This window comes from Saccharothrix ecbatanensis (genome assembly GCF_014205015.1).
Lineage (GTDB): Bacteria > Actinomycetota > Actinomycetes > Mycobacteriales > Pseudonocardiaceae > Actinosynnema > Actinosynnema ecbatanense.
In genome coordinates this window covers 8,130,941-8,154,524 of record NZ_JACHMO010000001.1, presented here as the reverse complement: position 1 = coordinate 8,154,524, position 23,584 = coordinate 8,130,941, and the positions used below count along the sequence as shown (strand labels likewise).

Genomic DNA, 23,584 nt, shown 5'->3' with positions numbered 1-23,584 from the left:
CCTCACCAGTTGGTCAACAGGAGGTGGTTGACCGCCAACGCGGTCACCGCTTGCGCCGCCAGCCACGGCCGTCGCCGGTCCGGCACGAGCACCACCAGCCACACGGTGAACGGCAGCCAGATCCGCTCCACCTCGGCCTTGCTCAAACCGGACACGTCGGCCACCAGGATGGCCACCGCCGCGGCAGCAGCCAGTGTGAGGGCCGGCCCACGCCACCGGGCGGCAAATGGCGCGAAACCGCACGCGAACACGGCGGCGGCCAGGTTCGCCCAGACCCAGTACCCGTAGGAACGGGACGACGCGATGCCCTGGTAGTACCGCTCGACCACGAGGTGGTAGCCGTCCAGCCACCAGAACCCGAGCGCCGCGAACACCGCCACCACCCCCACGGCGCCCAGCACGGCCACGCCGATCCGCCGCCAGTCGGGCCACAACACGACCAACGCGAGCACGCCGATCAGCACCAGCCCGTACGACAGGAACACGGAGAAGCCGAGCACCACACCACCCGCCAGCGCACGCCGTGTCGCCAACAACGCGATCCCGCACGCCGTCACCCCGGCGAACAGCCCGTCCGCCGACACCCCGATCCACACCGCGCCGGGGAACAGCGCCACGAACGGCAGCACGGCCCGCGCGTGCTCCTCGGACACCAGCGCACGCACCGTCACCGGCACCGCGACCGCCGTCAACGCGCCCACCAGCACCACCAAAGCCGCAGCCCACGCGCCACCGGACAACCCGACCCGGTCCAGCCCCACGAACACCAGCAGCGCGCCCGGCGGGTGCCCCGACACGTGCACGGTCCAAGAGTCGGGCTGGAAGTCGAGGATCCGCGACGAGAACTCGCGCAGCATGACGCCCACGTCCGTCACGCCCGGCACCTCGTGCAGGTACTCGTCGGACGTGGTCAGCCGCCCGCTGAACCCGCGGTCCCACCCGTCCACCAGGGCCAGCGAGAAGATCCACGCCACCGCCGTCGCGTACCCCGCGCCCAACGCCGCCCGCCACGGCAGCCGTCCCGCCAGACCCGGACCCCACACCACCACCAGCAGCGCGACCAGCACGGCCAACGGCGTGCCGATGCCGACGTGCGGGAACCAGCCGGCGAACAGCGGCGGCGCGCCCGCGAACGTGCGCTCACCGCCCAGGAGCACACCGACCACAGCGGCCGAGGCGACCAGGGCCACGGCGGCCAGGACACGGAGCACACACCCACCGTAGGGCCCGCGGCACCGGGTCGGCGCGTTCACGGCGTCATCCGTCAGCGGTCCGTAAGAACTCGTTCACACGTCAGGATTCGGTAAGCGGCACAACGGTTTCCTTCCGTCCAAGACGGACCACCCTGGTACTCGTGGACGAAATCGACGTGGTGCTCCCCTGCCTGGACGAGGCGGCGGCCCTGCCGGGCGTGCTGCGGGCCATGCCCGCCGGCTACCGGCCGCTGGTGGTGGACAACGGATCGCGGGACGGCTCGCCGGACGTCGCCCGGTCGCTCGGCGCGGAGGTGGTGCACGAGCCCCGGCCGGGGTACGGCGCGGCCGTGCACACCGGGATCGAGCACGCGCGCTCCGAGGTGGTGTGCGTGCTCGACGCCGACGGCTCGCTGGACCCGCGTGAACTCCCCGGCCTGGTGGCGTTGCTCGCGGGGGCCGACCTGGTCGTAGGGCGTCGGGTGCCGGACGCGGGCAGCTGGCCGTGGCACGCGCGGGCCGGGAACGCGGTGCTGGCCGCGTTGTTGCGGCGCAAAGGGCTGCCGGTGCGGGACATCGCGCCGATGCGCGCGTTCCGCCGGCAGGACCTGCTTGACCTGGCCGTCGAGGACCGCGCGTTCGGCTACCCGCTGGAACTGCTGCTGCGTGCGGCGGCGGCCGGGTGGCGCGTGGTCGAGCGGGACGTGCACTACGGGCCGCGTGCGGCGGGCACGAAGTCCAAGGTGTCCGGCTCCGTTCGCGGCACCGTGCGTGCCGTGCGGGACATGGCGGCGGTGCTCCGGTGAGCGGGCTTTCGACGATCCGGGCGAGCCTGCTGGTGGTCGCCAAGGCCCCCGTGCCCGGCCTGGCCAAGACCCGGCTCTGCCCGCCCGCGACGCCCGGTGAGGCGGCCGACATCGCCGCCGCCGCGCTGCTGGACACCCTCGACGCAGTCCTCCGCACACCTCGGGTGCGGCCGGTCGTGGCCCTGACCGGCTCGCTGCACGAGGCGTGCCGTTCGGCGGAGATCGCCGCCGTGCTGCGGGACTGCACCGTCATCGCGCAGCGCGGCGCGACGTTCGCCGACCGCCTGGCCAACGCGCACGCCGACACCCACGCCGCGCACGGCCTGCCGGTGTTCCAGATCGGCATGGACACCCCTCAGGTCACCCCGCCGCTGCTCGCCGAGTCGATCGACCGGCTGGCCGGGCACGACGCGGTGCTGGGTCCGGCGGCCGACGGCGGCTGGTGGGCGCTCGGCCTCAACGACCCGTCGCTCGCCCGGCGCCTGCGCGACGTGCCGATGTCCCGGCCCGACACCGGCGCGCGCACCCTGCTGGCGCTGGACGGCCACGACACCGGCGTGCTGCCGGTTTTGTCCGATGTGGACGACATGGCCACCGCCCGCCAGGTCGCCGCCGCCGTGCCGCGCACCCGCTTCGCCGCCGCCCTGGCCCACCTCGGTGTGCTGCGGTGACGGCGTTCGACGTCGGTCTGAGCGGCGCGGAGTGCCGGCTCGAACTGGACGGAGGCGATGACGTGCCGCTCCCCGTCGACCGGTGGCACGAGGACGCGAACGCCGCCGACCACGTGCTGCTCGACGCCTGCCACGGCCCGACCATCGACCTCGGCTGCGGCCCCGGCCGGATGGTCGCGGCACTGGCGCGGCGCGGGATCGTCGCCCTGGGTGTGGACAACTCGCCGGTGGCCGTCGCGCTCACCCGCACCCGAGGCGGCGCGGCGCTGCACCGTGACGTGTTCGGCCGGTTACCCGGTGCGGGTCGGTGGGCGCACGTGCTGCTCGCGGACGGCAACATCGGCATCGGCGGTGACCCGGTCGTGCTTTTGCGCCGGGCCCGCGGGCTGCTGCACGGGCGTGGGAGCGTGCTGGTCGAGGTCGAGCCGCCGGGTTGTGGGCTGCGCCGGGAGCGGGCGCGGGTTGACGGCGGTGCCTGGTTCGACTGGGCCAGGGTCGACGCCACGGCCGTCACGCCCACCGCCGCGCGTGCCGGTCTCAAGCCGCGGTGGCTGACCGCGCGTGACGGCCGCTGGTTCACGGAGTTGGTGCGGTCGTGAAGATCCCGACGCCCACGCGCGAGTCGAGCCCGCACACGGCCACCCGGATCGGCATCTGGCTGGGCGTCGCCTTCGGCCTGTGCTTCGTCACGGGGCTGCTCAGCCACTACATCCAGCACCCACCGGGGTGGTTCGCCTGGCCGACCCGCCCGGTCGGCCTGTACCGGATCACGCAGGGCGTGCACGTCGCCTCCGGGGTGGCCGCGATCCCGTTGCTGCTGGCCAAGCTGTGGACGGTGTACCCGAAGCTGTTCGAGCGACCGCTGGTGAAGTCCGTGCCGCACGCGCTGGAACGCGGGTCGATCCTGGTGCTGCTCGGCGCGTCGTTCTTCGAGCTGGTCACCGGGCTGTTCAACGCCACGCAGAACTACCCGTGGCAGTTCTTCTTCCCGCCCGCGCACTACGCGGTGGCGTGGATCGCGGTCGGCGCGCTGCTCGTGCACATCGCGGTCAAGCTGCCGCTCATGCGCACGCCCGCCGAGGAGGTGCGAAGGGGCACGCTCAGCAGGCGTGGGTTCCTGCTCACCACGGGCGGTGCGGCGGCGGTCGCGGTGCTCGCCACGGTGGGTGGCACGGTGCCGTGGCTGCGGTCTGTGTCGGTGTTGAGCAGCCGTTCAGCGGCGCTTCCCGTCAACCGCACCGCTGCCGCCGCTGGTGTGTCCATTGTGGACTCGTCTTGGCGGCTTGCCGTCGGCGACCGGCGGTTCTCCCTGGCCGAACTGGAAGCGTTGCCGCAGACCACGGCGGAGCTGCCGATCGCGTGCGTCGAGGGGTGGAGCGCGGCGGCGACGTGGACCGGGGTGCCGGTGCGCGACCTGCTGGCGTTGGCCGGGGTCGAGCCGGGTGACGTCCGGGTCGAGTCACTGGAGCGTGACGGGATCTACCGGTCCAGCACGCTGCCGGCGCTCCACGCCCGCGACCCGTTGACCTTGCTGGCGTTGAAGGTCGACGGCGAGACCCTGCCGCTGGACCACGGCTACCCGTGCCGGTTGATCGCGCCGAGCCGACCGGGCGTGACGCAGACGAAGTGGGTCACCCGACTGGAGGTCGTCCGATGAGGTGGTTGATCGGTGCGCTCGGCGTCGCCATGGGCGCGTGGGGCGCGTTCCTGCTCCTGCCGCTGCTCGACCTGGACCTGGCGTTGTGGTTCATCGGCGGCCCGGTCGTGCACGACCTGCTGCTCGCGCCCCTCTTCGGCGGGCTCGGACTTCTCATCGCCCGCCGGGTGCCGAAACGGTGGCGCGCGCCCGTCCAGGTCGGCGGACTGCTCACCGGCGTGCTGCTCGCACTGGCCGTCCCCCTGCTGTGGCGGCCGTTCGCGGGCCCGTCCAACCCCGGGCTGAACGACCGGGACTACCTGGTCGGGCTGCTGGTGGCGGTGGCCGTGACCTGGCTGGGCGTCCTGGTCGTGACGCTGATGAGGCCGCACGCCGACAGGTGAAGGGCGGCCTGTCATTGCGGTGTGCGTTCGGCGTTCCCGCCGGAGGGCTCCCGGCCCGCCGCCTCGGCCGCCGACGCCGCGACCCTGGCTGCTTCGGCGGCCTCGTCGGCCAGGCCCATCGCCTCGGCCGCCGCGTCGACGGCGACCTGGGCTCGCTCCGCAGCTTCGGCGGCACGTGCGGCGGCCTGTTCCGCCAACTCGGCCTGTTCGTCGGCGCCGGCCGTCCTGGCGGATTCGGCCTTCTTCCGCGCCAGGGCGGCGGCGGTGAGCGCCTGAGCCCCGGCGTGGCAGGCGTCGCCCACGATGTCCTCGGCCGCCTCGATCCTCGCCATGTCCCCCAGCGCCGCCGCGGCCTGGTCACGCAGGATTCGCACGTGGGACTCGCCCAGCACGATCTCCACGCTGTCCCCGATCGTGAGGAAAGCCTGGGTGTCCAGGCTGCCGCGAAGGTCGATCGACGTCCCCTCGTGCAGCCGCATCCCCACGCTCGTGACGATCTGCGTGCCCGACCAACTCACGACGTTCCCACCTGTCCCTCACTGTGCGCCTTCGTCGGCATCCTTCGATTCCTCTCCTGTCGGCTGCTTTCCGTTCAGGTGCGGGCGGCTCACGCCGTGGCTGCCGCGCTGGAGGCGTGTTTCACGTCCGCGGTCAACACCGTGACGTCGCGGACCGCGAGCATCAGCGTCTGACCTGTCCAGTCGACGAGGACCGGGAAGGTCACGGACTTCCAGCAGCCCTCGTACGGCTGGACCGTGCCTCGTCGGCTGTCACGCAGCAGCACGCGAACTCCCGGCCTGGGCCGCCCACCCGTGCCGGTGTCGTGGTCGTCCCACCACTGCGACGAGCTCATGACCACCCCGCTTCACGATGGATTAGGCCATACGGCAGACTTGACACGACTGACGGGGTTTGACCCGACTGGGTTGAAGCTTAGGAAGTAAGGTCTTACTGCGCTAGTCCATCGTCCGGGTGAACGTTGCCGCCAGGGAGGGTCACGTGGCTCTGTCGACCACACCGACAGTCGTCCGCCGCTACGTCGCGTTCGAGCTGAAGCGGCTGCGAGAGGCAGCCAAGAAGAACCAGTCCGATGCGGCGAAGCGGCTCGACTGCGTGGCTACGCGGATCACGCACTTGGAGAACGGGCGCAACCTGCCCAGGCTGATCGACGTCGAGATCCTGCTGCCGTTCTACGGCGTGCCCGAACTCGTCCCGCACCTGCAAGACCTGGTCGCCAGCATCCGGACCGGCGGCCCGATCGTGGAGCTGGACGTGGCCGCGATGAAGCTTCCGCGCGGCTTCGACATGTACGTCGGCCTGGAACAGGGCGCGAGCCGCGTCTTCACCTACGACCCGGTTGTCGTACGCGGAATCCTCCAGTGCCGCCGGTACGCCACGGCGGCGGTCCGAGGGCACTACGGCAGCGAACTGTCGGACGACCGGGTAGGCGAGATCGTCGATCTTCGGATGCGGCGACAAGAAGCCCTGGACCGTGTCGACCCTCGTCTGGACGTCGTCACCGTTGTTGACGAAGGTGTCCTGCGCAAGGAGGTCGGCGGCCCGGACGTGGCGGCCGAACAGCTCGCCTACCTGCTCACGCTCGCCGAACGGGACAACGTGACGATCCGAGTGCTACCGCCTGGCGTGGGCGCGCATCCCGGGTTCCACGGCGGATTCGTTCAACTCGGGTTCCCGATCGATCGTGATCCTGGCGTCGTCTACCTGGAAGACCTGTCCGGCGGCAGGTACCACGACGATACTGACGTCATCGACAGTTACACGGCGGTCGGTGAACGGCTATTGGAGCTGGCACTGCCCGAACAGGAGTCGCTGTCGCTGATCGACACCATCCGGAGGGAGCTAGCAACATGAGCGACACTTGGGCCTGGCGAAAGTCCAGCCGGTCCGCCGGAAGCGGGGAGTGCGTCGAAATCGCCCGGCCCGGCGCGCCGATCGTCGGACTGCGGGACTCGAAGAACCCACAGGCGGGTCACCTGCGGGTATCAGGCCCGGCATTCGCCGCGTTCCTCAACGTGATCAAGGCGGACCGGCTCGACGCCTGACAGCCACCGACAGAACGGCCCCGGCCAGCCACGTGCAGCCGGGGCCGTTCGTCATCTCGGGTTCACGCACCGTGCCCGCGACAGGGTGGAATTGCCGAGACTTGCAACGCGGGGGGGCAGGGTGGCGTCGCTGGGCGAGGTGGCGGCCGGCGTGGCCGCCGCGTGTGACAAGGCATCGGAGTGCAAGGACGCCTTGGGTGCCGCCGGCGATCTGGCCGAGGACGCCCACGCGATCCTCGGCTACGCCTTGATGGGCGACACCACGGGCGACAAGGACGCCGTCCTAGCCCACCTCCAAAAGGTGGTCGACGGAGTCCGAGACCTCTGGAAAACCTTGACCAAAGGCATGGACCACGCCCAAGCCGTCCTCGACGCGGTCGTGGGGACTGCTGCCCCGGCTCCGGCCGCGCCGCCGGCCTCACCACGCATTGCGCAGCCGCCGACAGGCCCCGACAACGCCGCCTGTCGCCGAACCGCCGCCACCACTCCCGCCCGGACGTGTCGAGGAATTGCGTCGAGACCTGCCATCGACTGTGGTGGCAAGCACCGGGCAGAAAACTCACGGCCGGTGGGTCGCACCCGACGGCGCGGTCCAGCCGATTCAGAGCGGAGCGGGACCGGACGCGACGGCCGTAGGGCAGTTCCTCCAGACGATTCCGCTGCCACAACCGGGCATACCGATGGCGGCGTCGCACGTCGAGACCAAGCTGGCGATGCACATGCGCAACACCGGAATCCGGCACGCCTCGGTCGCGATCAACAACCGGCCCTGCGCCGGCCGGTTCGGCTGCGAGATCCTGGTGGGCATAATCCTGCCCGAGGGATCGACGCTGACGATCTACGGTTCGGATGGGTACGAGCGGACGATCCAGGGAGGGCTGCGACCACCGTGGCAACGTTGAGCGCGATCTTCGACCACGAGACGGGCAGCGCGCCGTTGACGGTCGCCACGCACGACGAGCTGGCCGATCTGGTCGACCGGCTTACGCAGCTGACCGACGGACCGGTCCCGTCGATCGCCGAGATCAGCATCACCGAGGACCCGTACGGCCTGCCGATGCTGTACGTCGGCCTCGGTCCGGACACCGGTTTCGTCCAGGAGATGGCCGACCCGCCACGAGCGACCGTCGGAGACCCGGACGCCACCGGAGATGTCCTCTTCGACTACATCGCCCACACCCAGGAGATCCCGGCCTGGCAGGTCGTGCCGCGCGAGACCGTGATCGCCTTGCTTGTCGCCTACCTCGACCACGGTGGCCGCATCCCGGGCGACGACCCGCGCCTGCGTCCCGTCGACGGCGGCAAGTAGGAGGCCGCACGCCGACAGGTGAAGGGCTGCCTGTCGGTATGCGGCCTCGTCGACCGGCTCGGGGCACGTGAGCCGGGGTCTGGGGGTCTAGCGGGGCTCGACGGTCTGGCTGCCGAGCGTCACCTCGACCGTGCGGTCCTTGCCGATGGTGACCTGCACCTTCTCGCCCGGCGCGCGGGAGCGGACGGCGGCTACGAGGGTGTCCGAGGTCTCCACCTGCCGGTCGCCGAACTTGGTGATCACGTCGCCGTTCTTGATGCCCGCCGCCTCGGCCGCGCCGCCCGCGCTCACGTCGCGGACCACCGCGCCGCCTTCCGGGGCGTCGCCGACCTGCACACCGAGCACGGTCTGGGTGGCCTTGCCGGTCTCGGACAGCTCCTTGGCGGTGCGGCGGGCCTGGTCGACCGGGATGGCGAAGCCGATGCCGACCGAGCCGCCCTGCGTGGCCTCACCGGAGTTCGGGCTGTAGATGGCCGAGTTGATGCCGACGACCTGGCCCTGCATGTTCACCAGCGGGCCGCCCGAGTTGCCGGGGTTGATCGCGGCGTCGGTCTGGATGGCGTTGAGCACGGTGTCCGGGGTGCCCTTCTGGCCGCCGGCGCGGACCGGGCGGTTCAGCGAGCTCACGATCCCGGACGTGACCGTGCCGTTGAGGTCGAACGGGGAGCCGACGGCGACCACCTGCTGGCCGATCTTCAGGTCACCGGAGTTGCCGAGTTCGGCGGTGGGCAGGCCGGAGACGTCCTCCATCTTCAGCACGGCCAGGTCGGACGACGGGTCCCGGCCGACGATCTTCGCGTCGAACGAGCGGCCGTCCTGGAGCTGCACCTTGATGGGACCGCCGTCCGCGGCGGACTCGACCACGTGGTTGTTGGTCAGCACCAGGCCGTCGGAACTGAGCGTGAAGCCCGACCCCGCACCGCCCGTGACCTGCACCTGGACCACCGTCGGCAGCACCTTCAGGGCCACCTGCTCGATGGAGCCCTCAGGCGCGTCGGACGTGTGCCGGGCGGGCGGGGCCTGGTTGAGCGCGTTGGTCACCGGCCCGGCCGACTCGGCCGCCTGGTACCCGACGTAGCCGCCGACCCCGCCCGCGACACCGCCGACGGCGAGCACGAGCGCGGCGACACCGGCGACGACCTTGCTGCGCCCCCGTTGCCGCGGCTGTTCCGGGACCTGTCCTGGCTGCGCGTAGTACGGGCCGGACGCGCCGGGGTAGCCCTGCTGCCCCTGTCCCTGTCCCTGCTGGCCCTGCTGTCCGTGTTCTGGGCGCTGGTAGGCGGCGTGCCACGCCTCCGACCCGGAACCCGGCAGGCCGGCGCCGCCCTGCACAGCGCCGAACCCGCCGGTCCCGGCCTGGCCGGCGGCGCCCTGCACGCCGCCCGCCACACCTGCTCCGGTCGAGCCGACGCCGCCCTGCACGGCACCCTGCTGACCGGTTCCCGGCTGACCCGCGCTCGACTGAGGAGCGCCCGGTGAGCCGAAGTTCTCCGAGTGGCCGGCGCCTGAGGCAGCCGACGACCCGGGTCCAGGCACGCCGGCGCCCATTGCAGGAGCAGCCGGCGAGCCGAAGTTCGAGGAGTGACCGGCCGAGGCCGGTGTCGCGGTGACGCTGTCCGGGTAGAGGGTCCGGTCCGGGGGTGCGCCGACCACACCCGAAGCGGCCTGGTCGGCGACGCTCCCGGTCTGGGACCCAAGACCCGCCTGGGACTCACCTGCCTGGGACTCGACACCCGCTTGAAGATCGGCCGGGCGGCCGGTGCTCCCCTGCGGAGCACCCGCCGACCCGGCTGCCGACCGATCGACCCCTGCCGCCGATCCGTCGGCCACGTCCTCCGACCGCGCCGGGCCTCCCTGCCAGGCACCCCGCGCTCCGGTGGACTCCGGCACGTCGGGGCCGCCCTGCACGGCGCCGACGCCACCGGTGTCCGGCTGACCAGCACCCTGCTGCTGGAAGCCGGCGTCCTCATGACCGGAACCGGCGCCCCCACGTGCCCACGGGCTCTGCTGCTCGGCCGGCGGAGACTGGTGTGGCTGCTTCGGCTGCTCGTTCTCGGTCATGTCCACAACTGTGCGGTGCCCGCCTGAGAGCAGCCTTAAACGAAACTGGGCATCAGTTGTGAGTCGGAGCGAATTTCGGAGCCGTCACCCGGACACCGTCACCCGGATACCGCCGCGCGCAGCCGTTCGGCGATCTGTTCGGGCGTAGCGTCGTTGATCCAGACGCCCATGCCGGACTCCGAGCCCGCCAGGTACTTGAGCTTGTCGGGCGCCCGGAGCACCGAGAACACCTGCAGGTGCAGCCACGACAGGTCACGGCCGACCCGCACGGGAGCCTGGTGCCACGCCGCGATGTACGGCAATGGGCGCTGGTAGAGGGCGTCCAGCCGGTGCAGCACGGTCAGGTAGAACGCGGCGAAGTCGTCCCGTTCGGCGTCCGTCAACGCGGGCAGGTCGGGCACCTGGCGGTGTGGCACGACGTGCACCTCGACCGGCCAGCGTGCGGCGGCGGGCACGAACGCCGTCCAGTGCTCGCTCTCCGCGACGACCCGTGTCCCGGCGGCCCGCTCGGCCGCCAGAATGTCACCCATCAGTGGACGGCCGTGTGACGCCTGGTAGTCCGCCGCGGCGGCCAGCATCCGCTCGGTCTTCGGCGTCACGAAGGGGTAGCCGTAGATCTGCCCGTGCGGGTGGTGCAGCGTCACGCCGATCTCTTCACCGCGGTTCTCGAACGGGAAGACCTGCTCGACCCCCGGCGTCGCGTTCAACGCCTCCGTGCGGTCCGCCCACGCGTCCACCACCGTCCGCACCCGCGAAGCCGGCAACGAGCCGAACGACATGTTGTGGTCCGACGTGAAGCACACGACCTCGCACCGACCGCGACCGGCAGCCCGCGCCACCATCGGCATACCGTCCACAGTGGACGGCAACTCGGGCGTGTTGGGCGCGAACGACGGGAACCGGTTCTCGAACACCGCCACGTCGTACGACGACTCGGGGATCTCGGTCGGCTTGCCCGGCGTCGACGGGCACAGCGGGCACAGGTCGGCCGGCGGCTTGTACGTGCGCGTCTGCCGGTGCGCGGCCATCGCCACCCACTCGCCGGTCAACGGGTCCCGCCGCACCTCCGACAGCGCCTGCGTGCGCGGCAGGTCACGGGTGTCCACCGCGTCACGCGGCGGCGGGTCCGGGGTGTCGTCGAAGTAGATGATCTCCCGACCATCCGCAAGTTTCCCCGCGGTGCGCCTCACGCCAGTTCCTCTCCGCGTCCCGGCACGTGCGCCAGGACCAATTCGACGACTTGCTCACCGAGGACCGTCCGCGCGGCCTCGGGCAATCCCTCGTCGGTCACCAGCACGTCCGCCTCGTCCAGCGCGGCGATGGTGGAGATGCCGACGGTGCCCCACTTGGTGTGGTCCGCGACCACGACGACCCGGCCGGCGGCGTCCACCAGCGCACGGTCCGTCTCGCTCTCGTTCAGGTTGGGCGTGGTGAAGCCGGAGCGCTCGGCCATGCCGTGCACGCCCAGGAACACCACGTCCAGGTGCAGCGACCGCAGCGCCTGCACGGCGACCGGCCCGACTAAAGCGTCCGACGGCGTCCGCACCCCGCCGGTGAGCACCACCGTGCGGTCCGTGCGCCCGCTCTGCTGGAGCACGTCGGCGACCCGGATCGAGTTGGTCACCACGGTCAGGTCCGGTATGTCGTCCAGGAACCTGGCCAGCGTCCACGTCGTGGTGCCCGCGGACAGCCCGATGGCCGTGCCGGGGCGCACCAGACCGGCGGCGAACGCGGCGATGGCCTCCTTCTCCGGCAGTTGCCGGACCGACTTGGCCTCGAACCCCGGCTCGTCGGTGCTGCGGCCGACCACGGAGGTGGCGCCGCCGTAGACCTTCTCCACCAGACCGCGTGCGGCCAGCACGTCGAGGTCGCGGCGCACGGTCATGTCCGAGACGCCCAGCCGGACGACCAGGTCGCTCACCCGCACCGCGCCGGTGCGCCGGACCTCTTCCAGGATCACCGCTTGCCGCTGACGTGCCAGCACGTCACACCTCTTCCCTGACCACGACCACGCCACCGGCGGGCACGACCACGCGGCCCGACGCACGCGCGCCGGACAGCAGCTCCACGCCCACCGCGGACAGCTCGGCGTCGCTGTCCCCGTGGTTCACCGCGACCAGCCACGATACGGCGGCTCCGGCCACCTCACCGGTGCGGCGCACCACCTCGACGTCTTGCGCCCCGGTAGCGACACCCGCGTGGTCCAACGCGCCGCGGACCAGCCGGTCCAGCCCGTCACCGGTCAGGCCGCACGCCAGGTACCAGGCCACGCCGTCGCCGTGGTCGTTCCGCGTCACGGCGGGCACACCGGGGAGTTGGCCGTCGACGTAGGAGGCGACGACCTTCGCGCCGTTCGCGTGCACGTGCTCGGTCCAGACCGTGGCCGACGAGCCGTCGTCCAGCGCCACCACTTCGCCCGCGCGCAACGGGAAGAACTCCTCCGTCCGCACGCCGAGCAGGTCGCGGAACGCGCCGGGGTAGCCGCCGAGGTGCACGTGGCCGCGCGTGTCCGTGACGCCGGACAGGTAGGTGACGAACAGGTGCCCGCCGCCCGCGACGTACTCCTCGTACGGCGTCGCGTCGTCGACCGCGTACAGCGCCGGGAGCAGCACCAGCCGGTACTTCGACAGGTCCGCGCCCGGCGGCACGAAGTCCACCGTCACCCCGGCCCGCCACAACGCCCGGTACAGCGCGAAAACCGTTGCCTGGTACGAGACGTCGACCGTCGGGTGCGCGGGCTGGTTGAGCGCCCACCACGACTCCCAGTCGAAGACCACCGCCACCGAAGCGTCCACAGTGGACCCGACGATCTCGGCGATCCGCTGGTACTCCGCCCCGACCTGCTCGACCTCGCGGAACACCTTCGTGTCCGGACCGGCGTGCGGCACCATCGCCGAGTGGTAGCGCTCGGCGCCCGCCCGCGACTGCCGCCACTGGAAGAACAGCGTGCCGTCCGCGCCGCGCGCCATGTGCGTGAACGAGTTGCGCCGCAGCTCACCGGGCTGCTTGGCGATGTTGCGCGGCTGCCAGTTCACCGCCGACGTGGAGTGCTCCATCAGCAGCCACGGCTTGCCGCCCGCGAGGCCGCGCACCAGGTCCGCGGAGTAGGCGAGGTCGATGTGCCGGTCCGGGTTCTCGCCGAACGTGTAGTGGTCGTTGGACACGAAGTCGACCTCGGCGGCCCACTTCCAGTAGTCCAGCTGGGAGAACGAGGCGGCCATGAAGTTCGTGGTGACCGGAACGCCCGGCGTGACCTCGTTCAGCACGTCCCGCTCGGCCTTGTACAGCTCCAGCAGGGCGTCGGACGAGAACCGGTCGAAGTCCAGCAGCTGGCCCGGGTTGTTGGACGACGGCGTCGCGCGCGGCGGCAGGATCTGGTCCCACGCGGTGTAGCGCTGGCTCCAGAACGCCGTGCCCCACGCCTCGTTCAGCACGTCCAGGGTCCCGTGGCGGGCCTGCAACCAGGCGCGGAACGCCACGGCGCACCGGTCGCAGTAGCAGCGCGAGACGTGGCAGCCGTACTCGTTGCCGACGTGCCACGCGGACAGCGCCGGGTGGTCGCGGTACCGCTCGGCCAGCGCGCGGGCCAGCGCGACGGCCTTCGTCCGGTAGACCGGCGAACTCGGGCAGTAGGACTGGCGCGAGCCGTGCGCGAGGCGGACGCCGTCGGCGGTCTCCGGCAGCATCTCGGGGTACGCCGTGGTCAGCCAGGGCGGCGGCGCGGCGGTCGCGGTGGCCAGGTCGACCCGCACACCGCCCGCGTGCAGCTGATCCAGGATCCGGTCGAGCCAGTCGAACTCGTACCGGCCCTCCTCGACCTCCAGCAGGGCCCACGAGAAGATGCCGACGCTGACGAGGTTCACCCCCGCCCGGCGCATCAGCTCGATGTCCTCCGCCCAGACCTCCTCCGGCCACTGCTCGGGGTTGTAGTCGGCGCCCCAGGCCAGGCCGCGCACGCCATCAGGCCACGTCGTCATGCGCGCAAGCGTGACTGACCGTCATGGCAAACGTCAACACAGTCCAACAAAATCGCTCGTTTACCTCTGTTCGGCGGTACAAGATCGAAACGTCTTGGTGCTACACCAGTCCGGCTCGATTCAGCAAGGTCCAGCGGCATTAACGGCTAGGTAACAGGGCTTGACAGGGGATGTGCCGCACACCACATTGTGGGCAATCTTGTTGGACTTGGTGTTCGGTGTTCGGTCAGTTCGGTCGAGTGTCACCCGTAGGAGCGACGATGACGAGGTTCTCCGCCAGTCCCCATCCGCTCATGGGCCGCCGCGCCCTGCTGAAGGCAGTCCTGGCGGGCGCCGGCGTCGCCGCGGTCCCCGGACTGGCCGCCTGCGGCTCCGGTGACGGCGGCGGCGGCGCCACCGACACGGTGTCGTTCGGCAACAACCAGTCCGACCAGGTGCCGAAGGACGCGATCACGGCGGTGCTGAAGTCCTTCGAGGGCGAGTCGGGCCTGAAGGTCTCGATCAACACCAAGCAGCACGAGCAGTACCAGGAGCAGATCAACAACTACCTCCAGGGCAAGCCGGACGACGTGCTGTCCTGGTTCGCCGGCTACCGGATGCGGTTCTTCGCCGAGAAGGGCCTGACCGGCGACCTGAGCGACGTGTGGTCGAAGGTCTCGTCGGGCTACGAGCCCGGGCTGAAGGAGGCGTCCACCGCCTCGGACGGCAAGCAGTACCTGATCCCGTTCGTGCAGTACCCGTGGGGCATGTTCTACCTGAAGAGCGTGTGGCAGCAGCGCGGGTACACGGTGCCGAAGACGCTGGACGAGATGGTCGCGCTGTCCACGAAGATGAAGGCCGACGGCCTGGCGCCGATCGCGTTCGCGCAGAAGCAGGGCTGGCCCGGCATGGGCACGTTCGACCAGCTGAACTTCCGCATCAACGGCTACCAGTTCCACGTCGACCTGATGGCCGGCAAGGAGGACTGGCAGGGCGCCAAGGTGCGCGAGGTGTTCGACACCTGGAAGCGGCTGCTGCCGTTCCACCAGGAGAACGCGCTCGGCCGGGAGTGGCAGGAGGCCGCGCAGTCGCTCCAGCAGGGCAAGTCGGGCATGTTCCTGCTCGGCACGTTCGTCGCGCAGCAGTTCAAGGGCAAGGAGGAAGACCTCGACTTCTTCCCGTACCCGGAGATCAACCCGGAGCACGGGCAGGACACCGTGGAAGCCCCGATCGACGGCTACATGATGTCCAAGAAGCCCGGCAACCCCGAGGGCGCGGCCAAGCTGCTGGAGTTCATGTCCACGCCCGCCGCGCAGCTGGCGTACCTCAAGGCCGACCCGACGCAGATCGCCGCGTCGAACAAGGCCGACACGTCCGGCTACAACTCGTTGCAGAAGAAGGCCGCGCAGGTCATCAAGGAAGCCGCGCACATCACGCAGTTCCTGGACCGCGACACCGACCCGCGGTTCGCCAGCGACGCGGCGACCAACGGGATCAACGCGTTCATCCAGAACCCGGACGACATCGACACGATCCTCAAGGGCATGGCCGACCAGGCGAAGACGATCTTCACGGAGTGACCGCGTGACCGCCTTGCAGTCTCCCCCGGAGCCCGCCGGGACGACGGACCCCTCCCCGTCGCCCCGGCGCGGCAGGCGTCGCGCCACCGCGCTCGCGCCCCGTGACAAGCTCGTGCTCGGCCTGATGCTCGGCATCCCGTCGCTGCTGCACCTCGCGCTCGTGTGGGTGCCCGCGATGGGCTCGATCGCGCTGTCGTTCAGCTCGTGGGACGGCATCGGCGGGTTCGAGGACATCGACTGGGTCGGCTTCCAGAACTACGTCGACATCTTCACCCGGTACCCGCGGTTCTGGCCCGCGGTCCGGAACAACCTCATCTGGCTGCTGTTCCTGATCGTGGTGCCGACGGTGGCCGGGCTGCTGCTGGCCGTGCTGCTGGACCGGCAACTGCGGTTCGGGCGGCTGTACCAGAGCGCGCTGTACCTGCCGATGGTGCTGTCGCTGGCTCTGGTCGGGTTCATCTGGCAGCTGATCTACCAGCCCGAGCAAGGGCTGCTGAACAACGTGCTCGGCACCGCGACGTCCGATCCGGTGAACTGGCTGGGCGATCCGGACATCAACCTGTACGCGGTGCTGGTGGCGGCCGGGTGGCGGCACACCGGGTACATCATGCTGCTGTACCTGGCCGGGCTGAAGGCGGTGGACCCGGCGTTGAAGGAGGCCGCCGCGCTGGACGGCGCGAACGCGCGGCAGACGTTCTTCCAGGTGACGTTCCCGGTGCTCAAGCCGGTGAACGTGGTGGTGCTCGTGGTCACCGTGATCGAGGGCCTGCGGGCGTTCGACATCGTGTACGTGATCAACAAGGGGCGCAACGGGCTGGAACTGCTGTCCGTGCTGGTGACCGACAACATCATCGGTGAGTCGAGCCGGATCGGGTGGGGTTCCGCGCTGGCGGTGGTCCTGCTGCTGATCTCGCTCGGGTTCATCATCACCTACCTGTTCCAGGTGTTCCGCGAGGAGGAACGGGCGTGAAGTCCCGCGTTTCTGTGCCCCGCGCTTCTTCGGCGCGCGCTTCTTCGCGCCGTGTTTCCTTGCCTCGCATCGCCTTGCACGCGTTCCTGATCGTCACGTGCCTGGTGACTCTCACCCCGTTGATCTGGGCTCTGTACGCGTCGCTGCGCACGTACGACGACACCGCCCGCAACGGGTACTTCTCGGTCGCCGAGGGCCTGACGCTGGACAACTTCAGCAACGCGTGGACGCAGGCGGACCTGCCGCACTACTACCTGAACACGCTGATCGTGACGCTGCCCGCGTTGGTGGTGGTGCTGTTGTTCAGCTCGATGGTGGCGTTCGGGGTGTCGCGGTTCAGCTTCAAGTTCAACCTGGTGCTGCTGATGCTGTTCACGGCGGGCAACCTGTTGCCGCAGCAGGTGATCGTGACGCCGTTGTGGCGGCTGTACCTGCTCACGCCGTTGCCGGAGTGGTTGAGCGACAGCGGTGCGCTGCTGGACTCGCAGGTGGGTCTGGTGCTGATCCACGTGGCGTTCCAGTCCGGGTTCTGCGTGTTCGTGCTGAGCAACTACATGAAGACGATCCCGCACGAGCTCACCGAGGCGGCCCGGGTGGACGGCGCGGGGGTGTTCCGGCAGTACTGGCAGGTGATCCTGCCGCTGTGCCGTCCCGCGCTGGCGGCGTTGGCGACGTTGGAGTTCACCTGGATCTACAACGACTTCCTGTGGGCGTTGGTGCTGATCCAGACCGGCGAGAAGATGCCGATCACGTCCGCGTTGCAGAACCTCAAGGGCACGTTCTTCGTGGACAACAACCTGGTCGCGGCGGGCTCCCTACTAGTCGCCCTACCCACCCTCGTCGTCTTCTTCGTCCTGCAACGCCAGTTCATCGGCGGCCTGACCCTCGGCTCCACCAAAGGCTGACCCCGCGCGAGTCCTACGTTCAGAACGCGTGAGTCGTACCTTCAGGACCACCGTGTCCTACGTTCAGGACCCCCGAGTTCAACGCTCAGAACAAACGATCTTGTACTGAGCGTTGAACTCGGGGGTTCCGAACGTAGGACTCACGGGTCCTGAACGTAGGACTCACGGGGTCTGGGGGTTCGACACGCGGGACCTGAGGGTTCGACTCGCGCGGTTAGTGGGAGGTGGGGACGGGGCTGGGGCGGCCGGGGAGGCGGAGGGTGAACATGGCGCCGCCCTCGGGGGCTCGGCCGACGTAGGCCATGCCGCCGTGGCGTTCGGCTACTTGCTTGACGATCGCGAGGCCCAGGCCGGAGCCGGGGAGGGTGCGGGCCTCGGAGGAGCGGTAGAAGCGTTCGAAGACGTGCGGCAGGTCGGCGTCGGCGATGCCGGGGCCGGAGTCCGCGACCTCGACCACCGCGCTTCCGTCGCCGAGCTGCTTCAGGCTCAAGCGGACCACGCCGCTTGAAGGGCTGAACTTCACGGCGTTGTCGAGGAGGTTCAGCACGGCACGTTCCAGCGCGCTCGAATCACCCAGCAGCGACCACGGCTGCAACTCCACCACGAACCGCACGTCCGTCGCACGCCGCTTAGCCCGGTCCAGCGCGCGCTCCACCACCTCGACCAGGTCCACCGGCTCGTGCACGACCTGAGGCGCGTCCTCCCGCGCCAACTCCACCAGGTCCCCGATCAACGTGGTCAGCTCGTCCAGCTGCGCCCGCACGTCGGCGTTGATCTCCGCCTTGTCCTCGTCGGACAACGTCGGCGAGCCAGGCTTCTCCGACGCCAGCAGCAGCTCCAGGTTCGTCCGCATCGACGTCAACGGCGTGCGCAGCTCATGACCCGCGTCCGCGACCAGCCGCCGTTGTCGCTCCTGAGACTCCGCCACCGCGCCGAGCATCGCGTTGAACCGCTGCGACAACAGCGCCAGCTCGTCGTCACCCGACACCGGGATCGGCCGCAGGTCACCCGTCATCGCGACCCGCTCGGTGGCCTCCGTCAGCCGCTGCACGGGCCGCAGCCCGGTCCGCGCGACCGCCGTTCCAGCCGCCGCCGCGACCAGCACCCCCAACCCGCTGATCACGAACAACACCACGGACAGCTTGCCCAGCGACACGTTCAACGGCTTGGTGGACTGGGCGATCAGCATCGCCTGACCGTCCCCGTACGGCACCGCGATCACCCGGAAGTCGGTGCGCTCGTCGGTCCAGAAGTTCTCCGACCGCTGCCCGCGCGCCACGTCCAGGTCGGCCGGGTGGGTCGGCGGCGCGATCGTGCCCTTCGGGTAGAGGATCCGCCCGCTCACGTCCAGCACGCCGATCCGCACGTCCCCGGCGGCCAGGAACGCGCCGGGGATCTCGGTGACGTCGTTGTTGACCTTCGGCGCGTTGACCGCCGCCTCGGCCCGCTGCCGCAGGTTCTCGTCCATCTGGTCGTGCAGGTTCCGGCTCACCGTCATGTACGCGCCGAGCGACACGACCGCGACCGCCCCGGCGACGCAGAACGCGGCGAGCAGGGTCACCCGTGCCCGCAGCGACACCCGTTGGAGTCGCCCGTTGGCGGCACCGATCACGGAGGCGTCTCCCGCAGCACGTACCCCACGCCACGCACGGTGTGCAGCAGCCGGGGCTCGCCCTCGGCCTCGGTCTTCCGCCGCAGGTACCCGACGTAGACCTCCAACGCGTTGCCCGACGTCGGGAAGTCGTAGCCCCAGACGTCCTCCAGGATCCGCCCCCTGGTCAGCACCTGCTTCGGATGCCCAAGGAACAGCTCCAGCAACGCGAACTCGGTCCGGGTGAGGCTGATCGGACGTTCACCGCGCCGCACGTCCCGGGTGCTCGGGTCGAGCTCCAGGTCGGCGAACCGCAACGTGATGCCCGCCGGCTCCTCCGCGTCCGAGGCGGCCCGCCGCAGCAGCGCGCGTAGCCGGGCCAGCAACTCCTCCAAAGCGAACGGCTTCGGCAGGTAGTCGTCCGCGCCGGCGTCCAGCCCGGACACCCGGTCGGACACCGCGTCACGGGCCGTCAGCACGAGGATCGGCAGGTCGTCGCCGGTGCTGCGCAGCCGGCGGCACACCTCCAACCCGTCGAGCCGGGGCATCATCACGTCCAGCACCATCGCGTCGGGACGTTGGGAGACGACGGACTCGAGAGCCTGCTGGCCGTCGCCGGCCAGGTCCACCTGGTAGCCGTTGAATTGCAGTGAGCGACGAAGCGACTCACGCACGGCCCTGTCGTCGTCGACAACGAGGATGCGCATGGGGCCAGTCTTGCTCGTGGTCCTGAGAGCCGCCTGAGAAGGGAGTGTGAGCTACCCGTCAAGTTTTTCGCCGTTGACATCGCCGTTGACATCGCCGTTGACATCACGGGCCACCGGGGCGTTCCAACGCCGCCACATCGCCACCAGCCGCAGCCCGACGATCAACGCCGACCCGACCAGCGCGACGGGCACCGGGGGCAGGCGGAGGTAGTCGCCCAGAGCCACCACGACCGCCCCGCACAACGCCGCCACCGCGTAGATCTCCCGGCGCAGGACCAGCGGGATCTCGCGCAGCAGCACGTCCCGCAGCGCCCCGCCGCCGATGCCCGTCGTCATCCCGATCAGGCACGCCGCGTACGGCGGAACGCCCAGCTTGAGAGCCGTGGTCGTGCCCGCCGTGACGAACAGGCCGAGCCCGATCGCGTCCAGCAGCAGCACCGCCCGCCACAACTTCGCCACGGTCGGGTGAAACCAGAAGACCACCAGTCCGGTGACCCCGGCGACGGCGAGGTAGGGCCAGCTCACCAGCGCCGCCGGCGGGTGCACGCCGAGCAGCACGTCCCGCACGATCCCGCCGCCCAACGCGGTGGTCAGGCCCAGCACGATGACCCCGAACACGTCCAGCCGCGCCCGCACCGCCGCCACCGCCCCGGAGGCGGCGAACGCGGCGATCCCGACCAGTTCCAGCACGGCGAGCAGCACGGCTGGTCAGGTTAGAAGTAGTCCGCCAGCCGCGGCACGCCAGGTGCGCCGACCAGCCGGTCCAGCAACGCCGCGTCACCGTCCAGCAACCCGGCGCGGCGCAGCGCGTGGCTGTCCTGCATGCCGCTGAACCACGGCCCGAGCGCACGCGCGTGCAGCCGCACGGCGCCGCTGCCACCGGGCTCCACCCACACCCGACCGTCCTCGACGACCAGCCGCTGCCGACCCGCGTGCCACGGCGCGCGCTCGTCGACCACGTCGAGATCCACCGCCGCGGGCTTCACCCACTCCGCCGCCGGCCAGCCCCGGGCCGCGACCGCCGCCGGCAGGTCCACCACCCGCAGCAGCCACGCGGACGTGGTGACGGTGAACGAGATCGCCTGGTTGGTCAGCAGGCCCGTGACGGCGGGATCGGTGACCCGGACCGAGGCCCGGTCCAGCACCCCGGCCCAGCTGCCCAGCTCGCGCAGCAGCCCGAGTTGCGTGACGACATCCCGTCCGACCAGGTCGAACACCTTCAACCCGTCCGGGCCGCGTTCGGCCGCGAGGTACCCGCGCACCTCGCCGTCGTGACCGGGCACCACCGACACGACGTCCAGCTTGAGCACGTCGGCCAGGTCGAAAGTGGGCGCGCTGCGGTCGATGAGCCCGTTCACCGTGGACGCGACGTCGTTGTAGCAGGCGTGCATGCCCTGGAGATCACCTTCGACCAGAGGCCGGGAGGGAATCCGGTCGGCCGCCGGCATCCGGTCGAGGGGGAAGTCCAGCCACTCCAGCACCCCCGCCCGTTCCCACCCGCGCGATCGGTAGACGGCCGGCACGGTCGCGTAGAGCGCGGACAGCGGCTGGCCGTGCTCCCGCATGTCCCGCAACGCCGCGTCGAGCAGCGCACCGCCCACCCCACGGCCTCGTGCGTACGGGTCGACGGCCACCCCGCCGACACCACCCATGGGCACGGTGGAGCCGCCGTAGAACTGGTGGAACTCCTTGATCGTGAGGACGCCCGCGGTCCGCCCGTCCAGCTCGGCGGCCAGCCCGCGCCGTCCGGGCCGCAACGACGGCCCGCTGACGGCGCCGAACGCCACCCGGCGCAACCGGTCGGCGTCCTCGACGTCGGCTTCGGTGAGTTCGCGGATCAGCACGTCGTCCTGCCTACCAGGTCCTACCAGGTGAAGAAGCCCTGACCGGTCTTCCGCCCCAGGTGACCGGCGGCGACCTTGTCCCGCAGCAGCGCGGGCGGCTCGAAGCGGGGGCCGAGTTCGGCGGCCAGGTGTTCGGCGATGGCCAGCCGGACGTCCAGCCCGACGAGGTCCGTCAGCCGCAGCGGTCCCATCGGCCAGCCGTAGCCGAGCCGCATGCCGGTGTCGATGTCCTCGGCGCTCGCCACGCCCTCTTCGAGCATCCGGATCGCCTCCATGCCGACCGCGACCCCGAGCCGTGAAGTGGCGAAGCCCGGCGCGTCCCGCACCTCGATGACGGTCTTGCCGAGCTCTTCCGCCCAGCCGCGCACGCGGGCCACGACCTCGGCGGACACCCCGTCGTGGCGCACCAGCTCGACCAACTGCTGCACCGGCACGGGGTTGAAGAAGTGCATGCCCAGCACGCGTTCGCCGGGCAGCCCTTCGGCCAGCGCCGAGATCGACAGCGACGACGTGTTGGACGCCAGCACCGCGTCGGGGCAAGCGTTTGCGGCGGCCTTGAGCACCTGGCGCTTCAGCTCGATGTCCTCGGGCACGGCCTCGACCACGAGCGACGCCCCCGCGCCCACGTCGTCCAGCCGTTCCACGACGGTCAGGTGCTTCAGCAGCTCGTGCGGGACGGCGTCGAGCTTGCCCCGGTCCGCCGCCTTGGCCAAGGACGCCTCGACAGCCCGCCGTGCGGCCAACGCCCGATCCGCACCGGCCTCGACCAGCACCACCTCGTGCCCGCCCGCGAGGAACAGGTGGGCCACACCGGCGCCCATCGTGCCGCCGCCGATCACCACCGAGATCATCGGTCCACGACCTCCGCCGCGAACATGGCCACCAGCTCCATGCCACCGATCTCGGAGAGGTTCGCCCCGGCGGCCTGCCACTCGGGCGACCCGAACGCGTCCTTCATCGCCTGGGTGGACTCGAAGTACATCTCCGCCGTCATGTGCAGCTCGTGCTCACCGAAGAAGCCGGGGACGAAGACCCGCGTGACCTTCGCGACCTCGGCCCGCAGCAGTCCGGGCGTCTGCTCCACCAACGGCAGGTGGGACGTGAAGTAGGCCTCGTCGAACGCCTCGACGTCGGCCGGTTTCCGGTACAGGGCGACATACTTGACCATGTGACACCTTCCGTCCGGTTTCGCGTGCGACTGTAACACCGGCACCATGGGCCGGTGCGGATCATCCTGCTGCGGCACGGCCAGAGCCTGGGCAACGTCGACGAGTTGGCGTACTGCCGCGTCCCCGACCACGCCCTCCCCTTGACGGAGCTGGGCGAACAGGAGGCCAAGGCCGCCGGCCCGCGGATCAAGGACCTGCTGAACGGCGACCCGGCGGCCGTCTACGTGAGCCCGTACGTGCGGACCAGGGCCACCCTCCGCGGCCTCGACCTCGGTGATCAGGCCGAACGCACGGTGGCCGAGCCGAGGCTGCGCGAGCAGGACTGGGGCAACCTCCAGGACCCGGTGCAGCAGGAGGTGCTCAAGCACCAGCGGCACGCGTTCGGGCACTTCTTCTTCCGGCTGCCGAACGGCGAGTCGGGCGCGGACGTGGACGACCGGCTCGCCGCGTTCCTGACCGACCTGGAAACCCGGATGCGCGACCCGGCCCACCCGTCGACGGCCCTGGTGGTCTCGCACGGCCTGACCATCCGCCTGCTGTGCCGTCGCCTGTTCGGGTGGAGCATCGAGCTGTTCGAGTCCCTGTCGAACCTGGAGACCTGCGAAGACCGGGTCCTCACCAACGACGGCAAGACCTGGCACCTGGACCGGCCGTTCGACCAGTGGCGACCTTCGCCGGACGGCGAGACGCAGGGCCCGATCGCGACCTTTTAAGCGACG

General features: G+C 70.6%; 26 protein-coding genes. 13 read left to right on the top strand and 13 right to left on the bottom strand.

Annotation, left to right across the window (positions count from 1 at the left end; all coding sequences use genetic code 11):
* Positions 1 to 2: 2 nt before the first annotated feature.
* Positions 3 to 1,211, bottom strand: a complete 1,209-nt coding sequence (locus F4560_RS36025; RefSeq protein WP_312869676.1) for a hypothetical protein — start codon at positions 1,209 to 1,211, stop codon at positions 3 to 5.
* Between the two features lie 152 nt (positions 1,212 to 1,363).
* On the opposite strand from F4560_RS36025, the gene F4560_RS36020 reads away from it, so the two are divergent.
* The 5 genes from F4560_RS36020 to F4560_RS36000 are packed head-to-tail and all read left to right on the top strand — an operon-like array spanning position 1,364 to position 4,710.
* Positions 1,364 to 1,999, top strand: coding sequence for a glycosyltransferase family 2 protein (locus tag F4560_RS36020; RefSeq protein WP_184929594.1), 636 nt, complete (start codon positions 1,364 to 1,366; stop codon positions 1,997 to 1,999).
* A complete protein-coding gene (locus F4560_RS36015) occupies positions 1,996 to 2,670 on the top strand; it encodes a TIGR04282 family arsenosugar biosynthesis glycosyltransferase (RefSeq protein WP_376775380.1) in 675 nt (224 codons plus the stop codon). The genes F4560_RS36020 and F4560_RS36015 overlap by 4 nt, the downstream gene beginning before the upstream one ends.
* A complete protein-coding gene (locus tag F4560_RS36010; protein WP_184927561.1) occupies positions 2,667 to 3,269 on the top strand; it encodes a methyltransferase domain-containing protein in 603 nt (200 codons plus the stop codon). Before F4560_RS36015 ends, F4560_RS36010 begins: the two co-directional genes overlap by 4 nt.
* Complete coding sequence (locus tag F4560_RS36005; protein WP_184927560.1) at positions 3,266 to 4,327, top strand: molybdopterin-dependent oxidoreductase; 1,062 nt, start codon at positions 3,266 to 3,268, stop codon at positions 4,325 to 4,327. The genes F4560_RS36010 and F4560_RS36005 overlap by 4 nt, the downstream gene beginning before the upstream one ends.
* Positions 4,324 to 4,710 (top strand): hypothetical protein, encoded by a 387-nt coding sequence (locus F4560_RS36000; protein ID WP_184927559.1) that lies wholly within the window; start codon positions 4,324 to 4,326, stop codon positions 4,708 to 4,710. Before F4560_RS36005 ends, F4560_RS36000 begins: the two co-directional genes overlap by 4 nt.
* An 11-nt stretch (positions 4,711 to 4,721) precedes the next feature.
* On the opposite strand, the gene F4560_RS35995 is transcribed toward F4560_RS36000, so the two are convergent.
* Together F4560_RS35995 and F4560_RS35990 are read right to left on the bottom strand one after the other, a co-directional pair.
* Positions 4,722 to 5,228, bottom strand: a complete 507-nt coding sequence (locus F4560_RS35995; RefSeq protein ID WP_184927558.1) for a hypothetical protein — start codon at positions 5,226 to 5,228, stop codon at positions 4,722 to 4,724.
* 89 nt (positions 5,229 to 5,317) lie between these two features.
* Positions 5,318 to 5,563, bottom strand: a complete 246-nt coding sequence (locus F4560_RS35990) for a hypothetical protein (RefSeq protein ID WP_184927557.1) — start codon at positions 5,561 to 5,563, stop codon at positions 5,318 to 5,320.
* A gap of 146 nt (positions 5,564 to 5,709) precedes the next feature.
* Here F4560_RS35990 and F4560_RS35985 point away from each other — a divergent pair, with 146 nt between their 5' ends.
* The 4 genes from F4560_RS35985 (at position 5,710) to F4560_RS35970 (ending at position 8,082) form a co-directional block, all read left to right on the top strand.
* On the top strand, positions 5,710 to 6,582 hold the full coding sequence (locus F4560_RS35985) for a helix-turn-helix domain-containing protein (RefSeq protein WP_184927556.1): 873 nt from the start codon (positions 5,710 to 5,712) through the stop codon (positions 6,580 to 6,582).
* On the top strand, positions 6,579 to 6,773 hold the full coding sequence (locus tag F4560_RS35980; protein WP_184927555.1) for a DUF397 domain-containing protein: 195 nt from the start codon (positions 6,579 to 6,581) through the stop codon (positions 6,771 to 6,773). Before F4560_RS35985 ends, F4560_RS35980 begins: the two co-directional genes overlap by 4 nt.
* 428 nt (positions 6,774 to 7,201) lie before the next feature.
* The gene (locus F4560_RS35975) at positions 7,202 to 7,675 is read left to right on the top strand and encodes a DddA-like double-stranded DNA deaminase toxin (RefSeq protein ID WP_281391975.1); all 474 of its coding nucleotides are present in this window, start codon (positions 7,202 to 7,204) and stop codon (positions 7,673 to 7,675) included.
* Positions 7,663 to 8,082 carry an Imm1 family immunity protein gene (locus F4560_RS35970; protein WP_184927553.1) on the top strand — a complete coding sequence of 140 codons (420 nt, stop codon included), beginning with the start codon at positions 7,663 to 7,665 and terminating at the stop codon, positions 8,080 to 8,082. Before F4560_RS35975 ends, F4560_RS35970 begins: the two co-directional genes overlap by 13 nt.
* Positions 8,083 to 8,169: 87 nt before the next feature.
* Here the strand turns inward: F4560_RS35970 and F4560_RS46365 are convergent, their stop codons facing one another.
* The 4 genes from F4560_RS46365 to F4560_RS35950 form a co-directional block, all read right to left on the bottom strand.
* Positions 8,170 to 10,143, bottom strand: coding sequence for a trypsin-like peptidase domain-containing protein (locus F4560_RS46365; protein WP_312869675.1), 1,974 nt, complete (start codon positions 10,141 to 10,143; stop codon positions 8,170 to 8,172).
* A gap of 98 nt (positions 10,144 to 10,241) precedes the next feature.
* Positions 10,242 to 11,333 (bottom strand): galactose-1-phosphate uridylyltransferase, encoded by a 1,092-nt coding sequence (gene galT, locus F4560_RS35960; RefSeq protein ID WP_184927552.1) that lies wholly within the window; start codon positions 11,331 to 11,333, stop codon positions 10,242 to 10,244.
* Positions 11,330 to 12,127 (bottom strand): DeoR/GlpR family DNA-binding transcription regulator, encoded by a 798-nt coding sequence (locus F4560_RS35955; RefSeq protein ID WP_184927551.1) that lies wholly within the window; start codon positions 12,125 to 12,127, stop codon positions 11,330 to 11,332. The genes galT and F4560_RS35955 overlap by 4 nt, the downstream gene beginning before the upstream one ends.
* Position 12,128: 1 nt before the next feature.
* Positions 12,129 to 14,120 (bottom strand): beta-galactosidase, encoded by a 1,992-nt coding sequence (locus F4560_RS35950; RefSeq protein WP_184927550.1) that lies wholly within the window; start codon positions 14,118 to 14,120, stop codon positions 12,129 to 12,131.
* 260 nt (positions 14,121 to 14,380) lie between these two features.
* On the opposite strand from F4560_RS35950, the gene F4560_RS35945 reads away from it, so the two are divergent.
* Genes F4560_RS35945 through F4560_RS35935 form a run of 3 tightly spaced genes read left to right on the top strand, consistent with a single transcriptional unit; the run spans position 14,381 to position 17,554 of the window.
* On the top strand, positions 14,381 to 15,679 hold the full coding sequence (locus F4560_RS35945; protein WP_221483757.1) for an ABC transporter substrate-binding protein: 1,299 nt from the start codon (positions 14,381 to 14,383) through the stop codon (positions 15,677 to 15,679).
* 4 nt (positions 15,680 to 15,683) lie between these two features.
* Entirely contained in the window at positions 15,684 to 16,649 is a 966-nt protein-coding gene (locus F4560_RS35940) for a carbohydrate ABC transporter permease (protein ID WP_312869674.1), read from the top strand.
* Positions 16,650 to 16,708: 59 nt separating this feature from the next.
* Positions 16,709 to 17,554, top strand: coding sequence for a carbohydrate ABC transporter permease (locus tag F4560_RS35935; protein ID WP_221483756.1), 846 nt, complete (start codon positions 16,709 to 16,711; stop codon positions 17,552 to 17,554).
* Between the two features lie 214 nt (positions 17,555 to 17,768).
* Here the strand turns inward: F4560_RS35935 and F4560_RS35930 are convergent, their stop codons facing one another.
* Genes F4560_RS35930 through F4560_RS35905 form a run of 6 tightly spaced genes read right to left on the bottom strand, consistent with a single transcriptional unit; the run spans position 17,769 to position 22,864 of the window.
* On the bottom strand, positions 17,769 to 19,166 hold the full coding sequence (locus F4560_RS35930) for a sensor histidine kinase (RefSeq protein WP_184927549.1): 1,398 nt from the start codon (positions 19,164 to 19,166) through the stop codon (positions 17,769 to 17,771).
* The gene (locus F4560_RS35925; RefSeq protein WP_184927548.1) at positions 19,163 to 19,852 is read right to left on the bottom strand and encodes a response regulator transcription factor; all 690 of its coding nucleotides are present in this window, start codon (positions 19,850 to 19,852) and stop codon (positions 19,163 to 19,165) included. The genes F4560_RS35930 and F4560_RS35925 overlap by 4 nt, the downstream gene beginning before the upstream one ends.
* Positions 19,853 to 19,903: 51 nt before the next feature.
* Positions 19,904 to 20,554, bottom strand: coding sequence for a trimeric intracellular cation channel family protein (locus F4560_RS35920; RefSeq protein WP_184927547.1), 651 nt, complete (start codon positions 20,552 to 20,554; stop codon positions 19,904 to 19,906).
* Positions 20,555 to 20,565: 11 nt separating this feature from the next.
* Complete coding sequence (locus F4560_RS35915; protein ID WP_184927546.1) at positions 20,566 to 21,696, bottom strand: GNAT family N-acetyltransferase; 1,131 nt, start codon at positions 21,694 to 21,696, stop codon at positions 20,566 to 20,568.
* A 20-nt stretch (positions 21,697 to 21,716) separates the two neighbouring features.
* Complete coding sequence (locus F4560_RS35910; RefSeq protein WP_184927545.1) at positions 21,717 to 22,547, bottom strand: 3-hydroxyacyl-CoA dehydrogenase family protein; 831 nt, start codon at positions 22,545 to 22,547, stop codon at positions 21,717 to 21,719.
* Positions 22,544 to 22,864, bottom strand: coding sequence for an EthD family reductase (locus tag F4560_RS35905; RefSeq protein ID WP_184927544.1), 321 nt, complete (start codon positions 22,862 to 22,864; stop codon positions 22,544 to 22,546). Before F4560_RS35905 ends, F4560_RS35910 begins: the two co-directional genes overlap by 4 nt.
* Positions 22,865 to 22,918: 54 nt before the next feature.
* Between F4560_RS35905 and F4560_RS35900 the strand changes: the two genes are divergently transcribed.
* Positions 22,919 to 23,578 (top strand): histidine phosphatase family protein, encoded by a 660-nt coding sequence (locus F4560_RS35900; protein ID WP_184927543.1) that lies wholly within the window; start codon positions 22,919 to 22,921, stop codon positions 23,576 to 23,578.
* Positions 23,579 to 23,584: the final 6 nt, after the last annotated feature.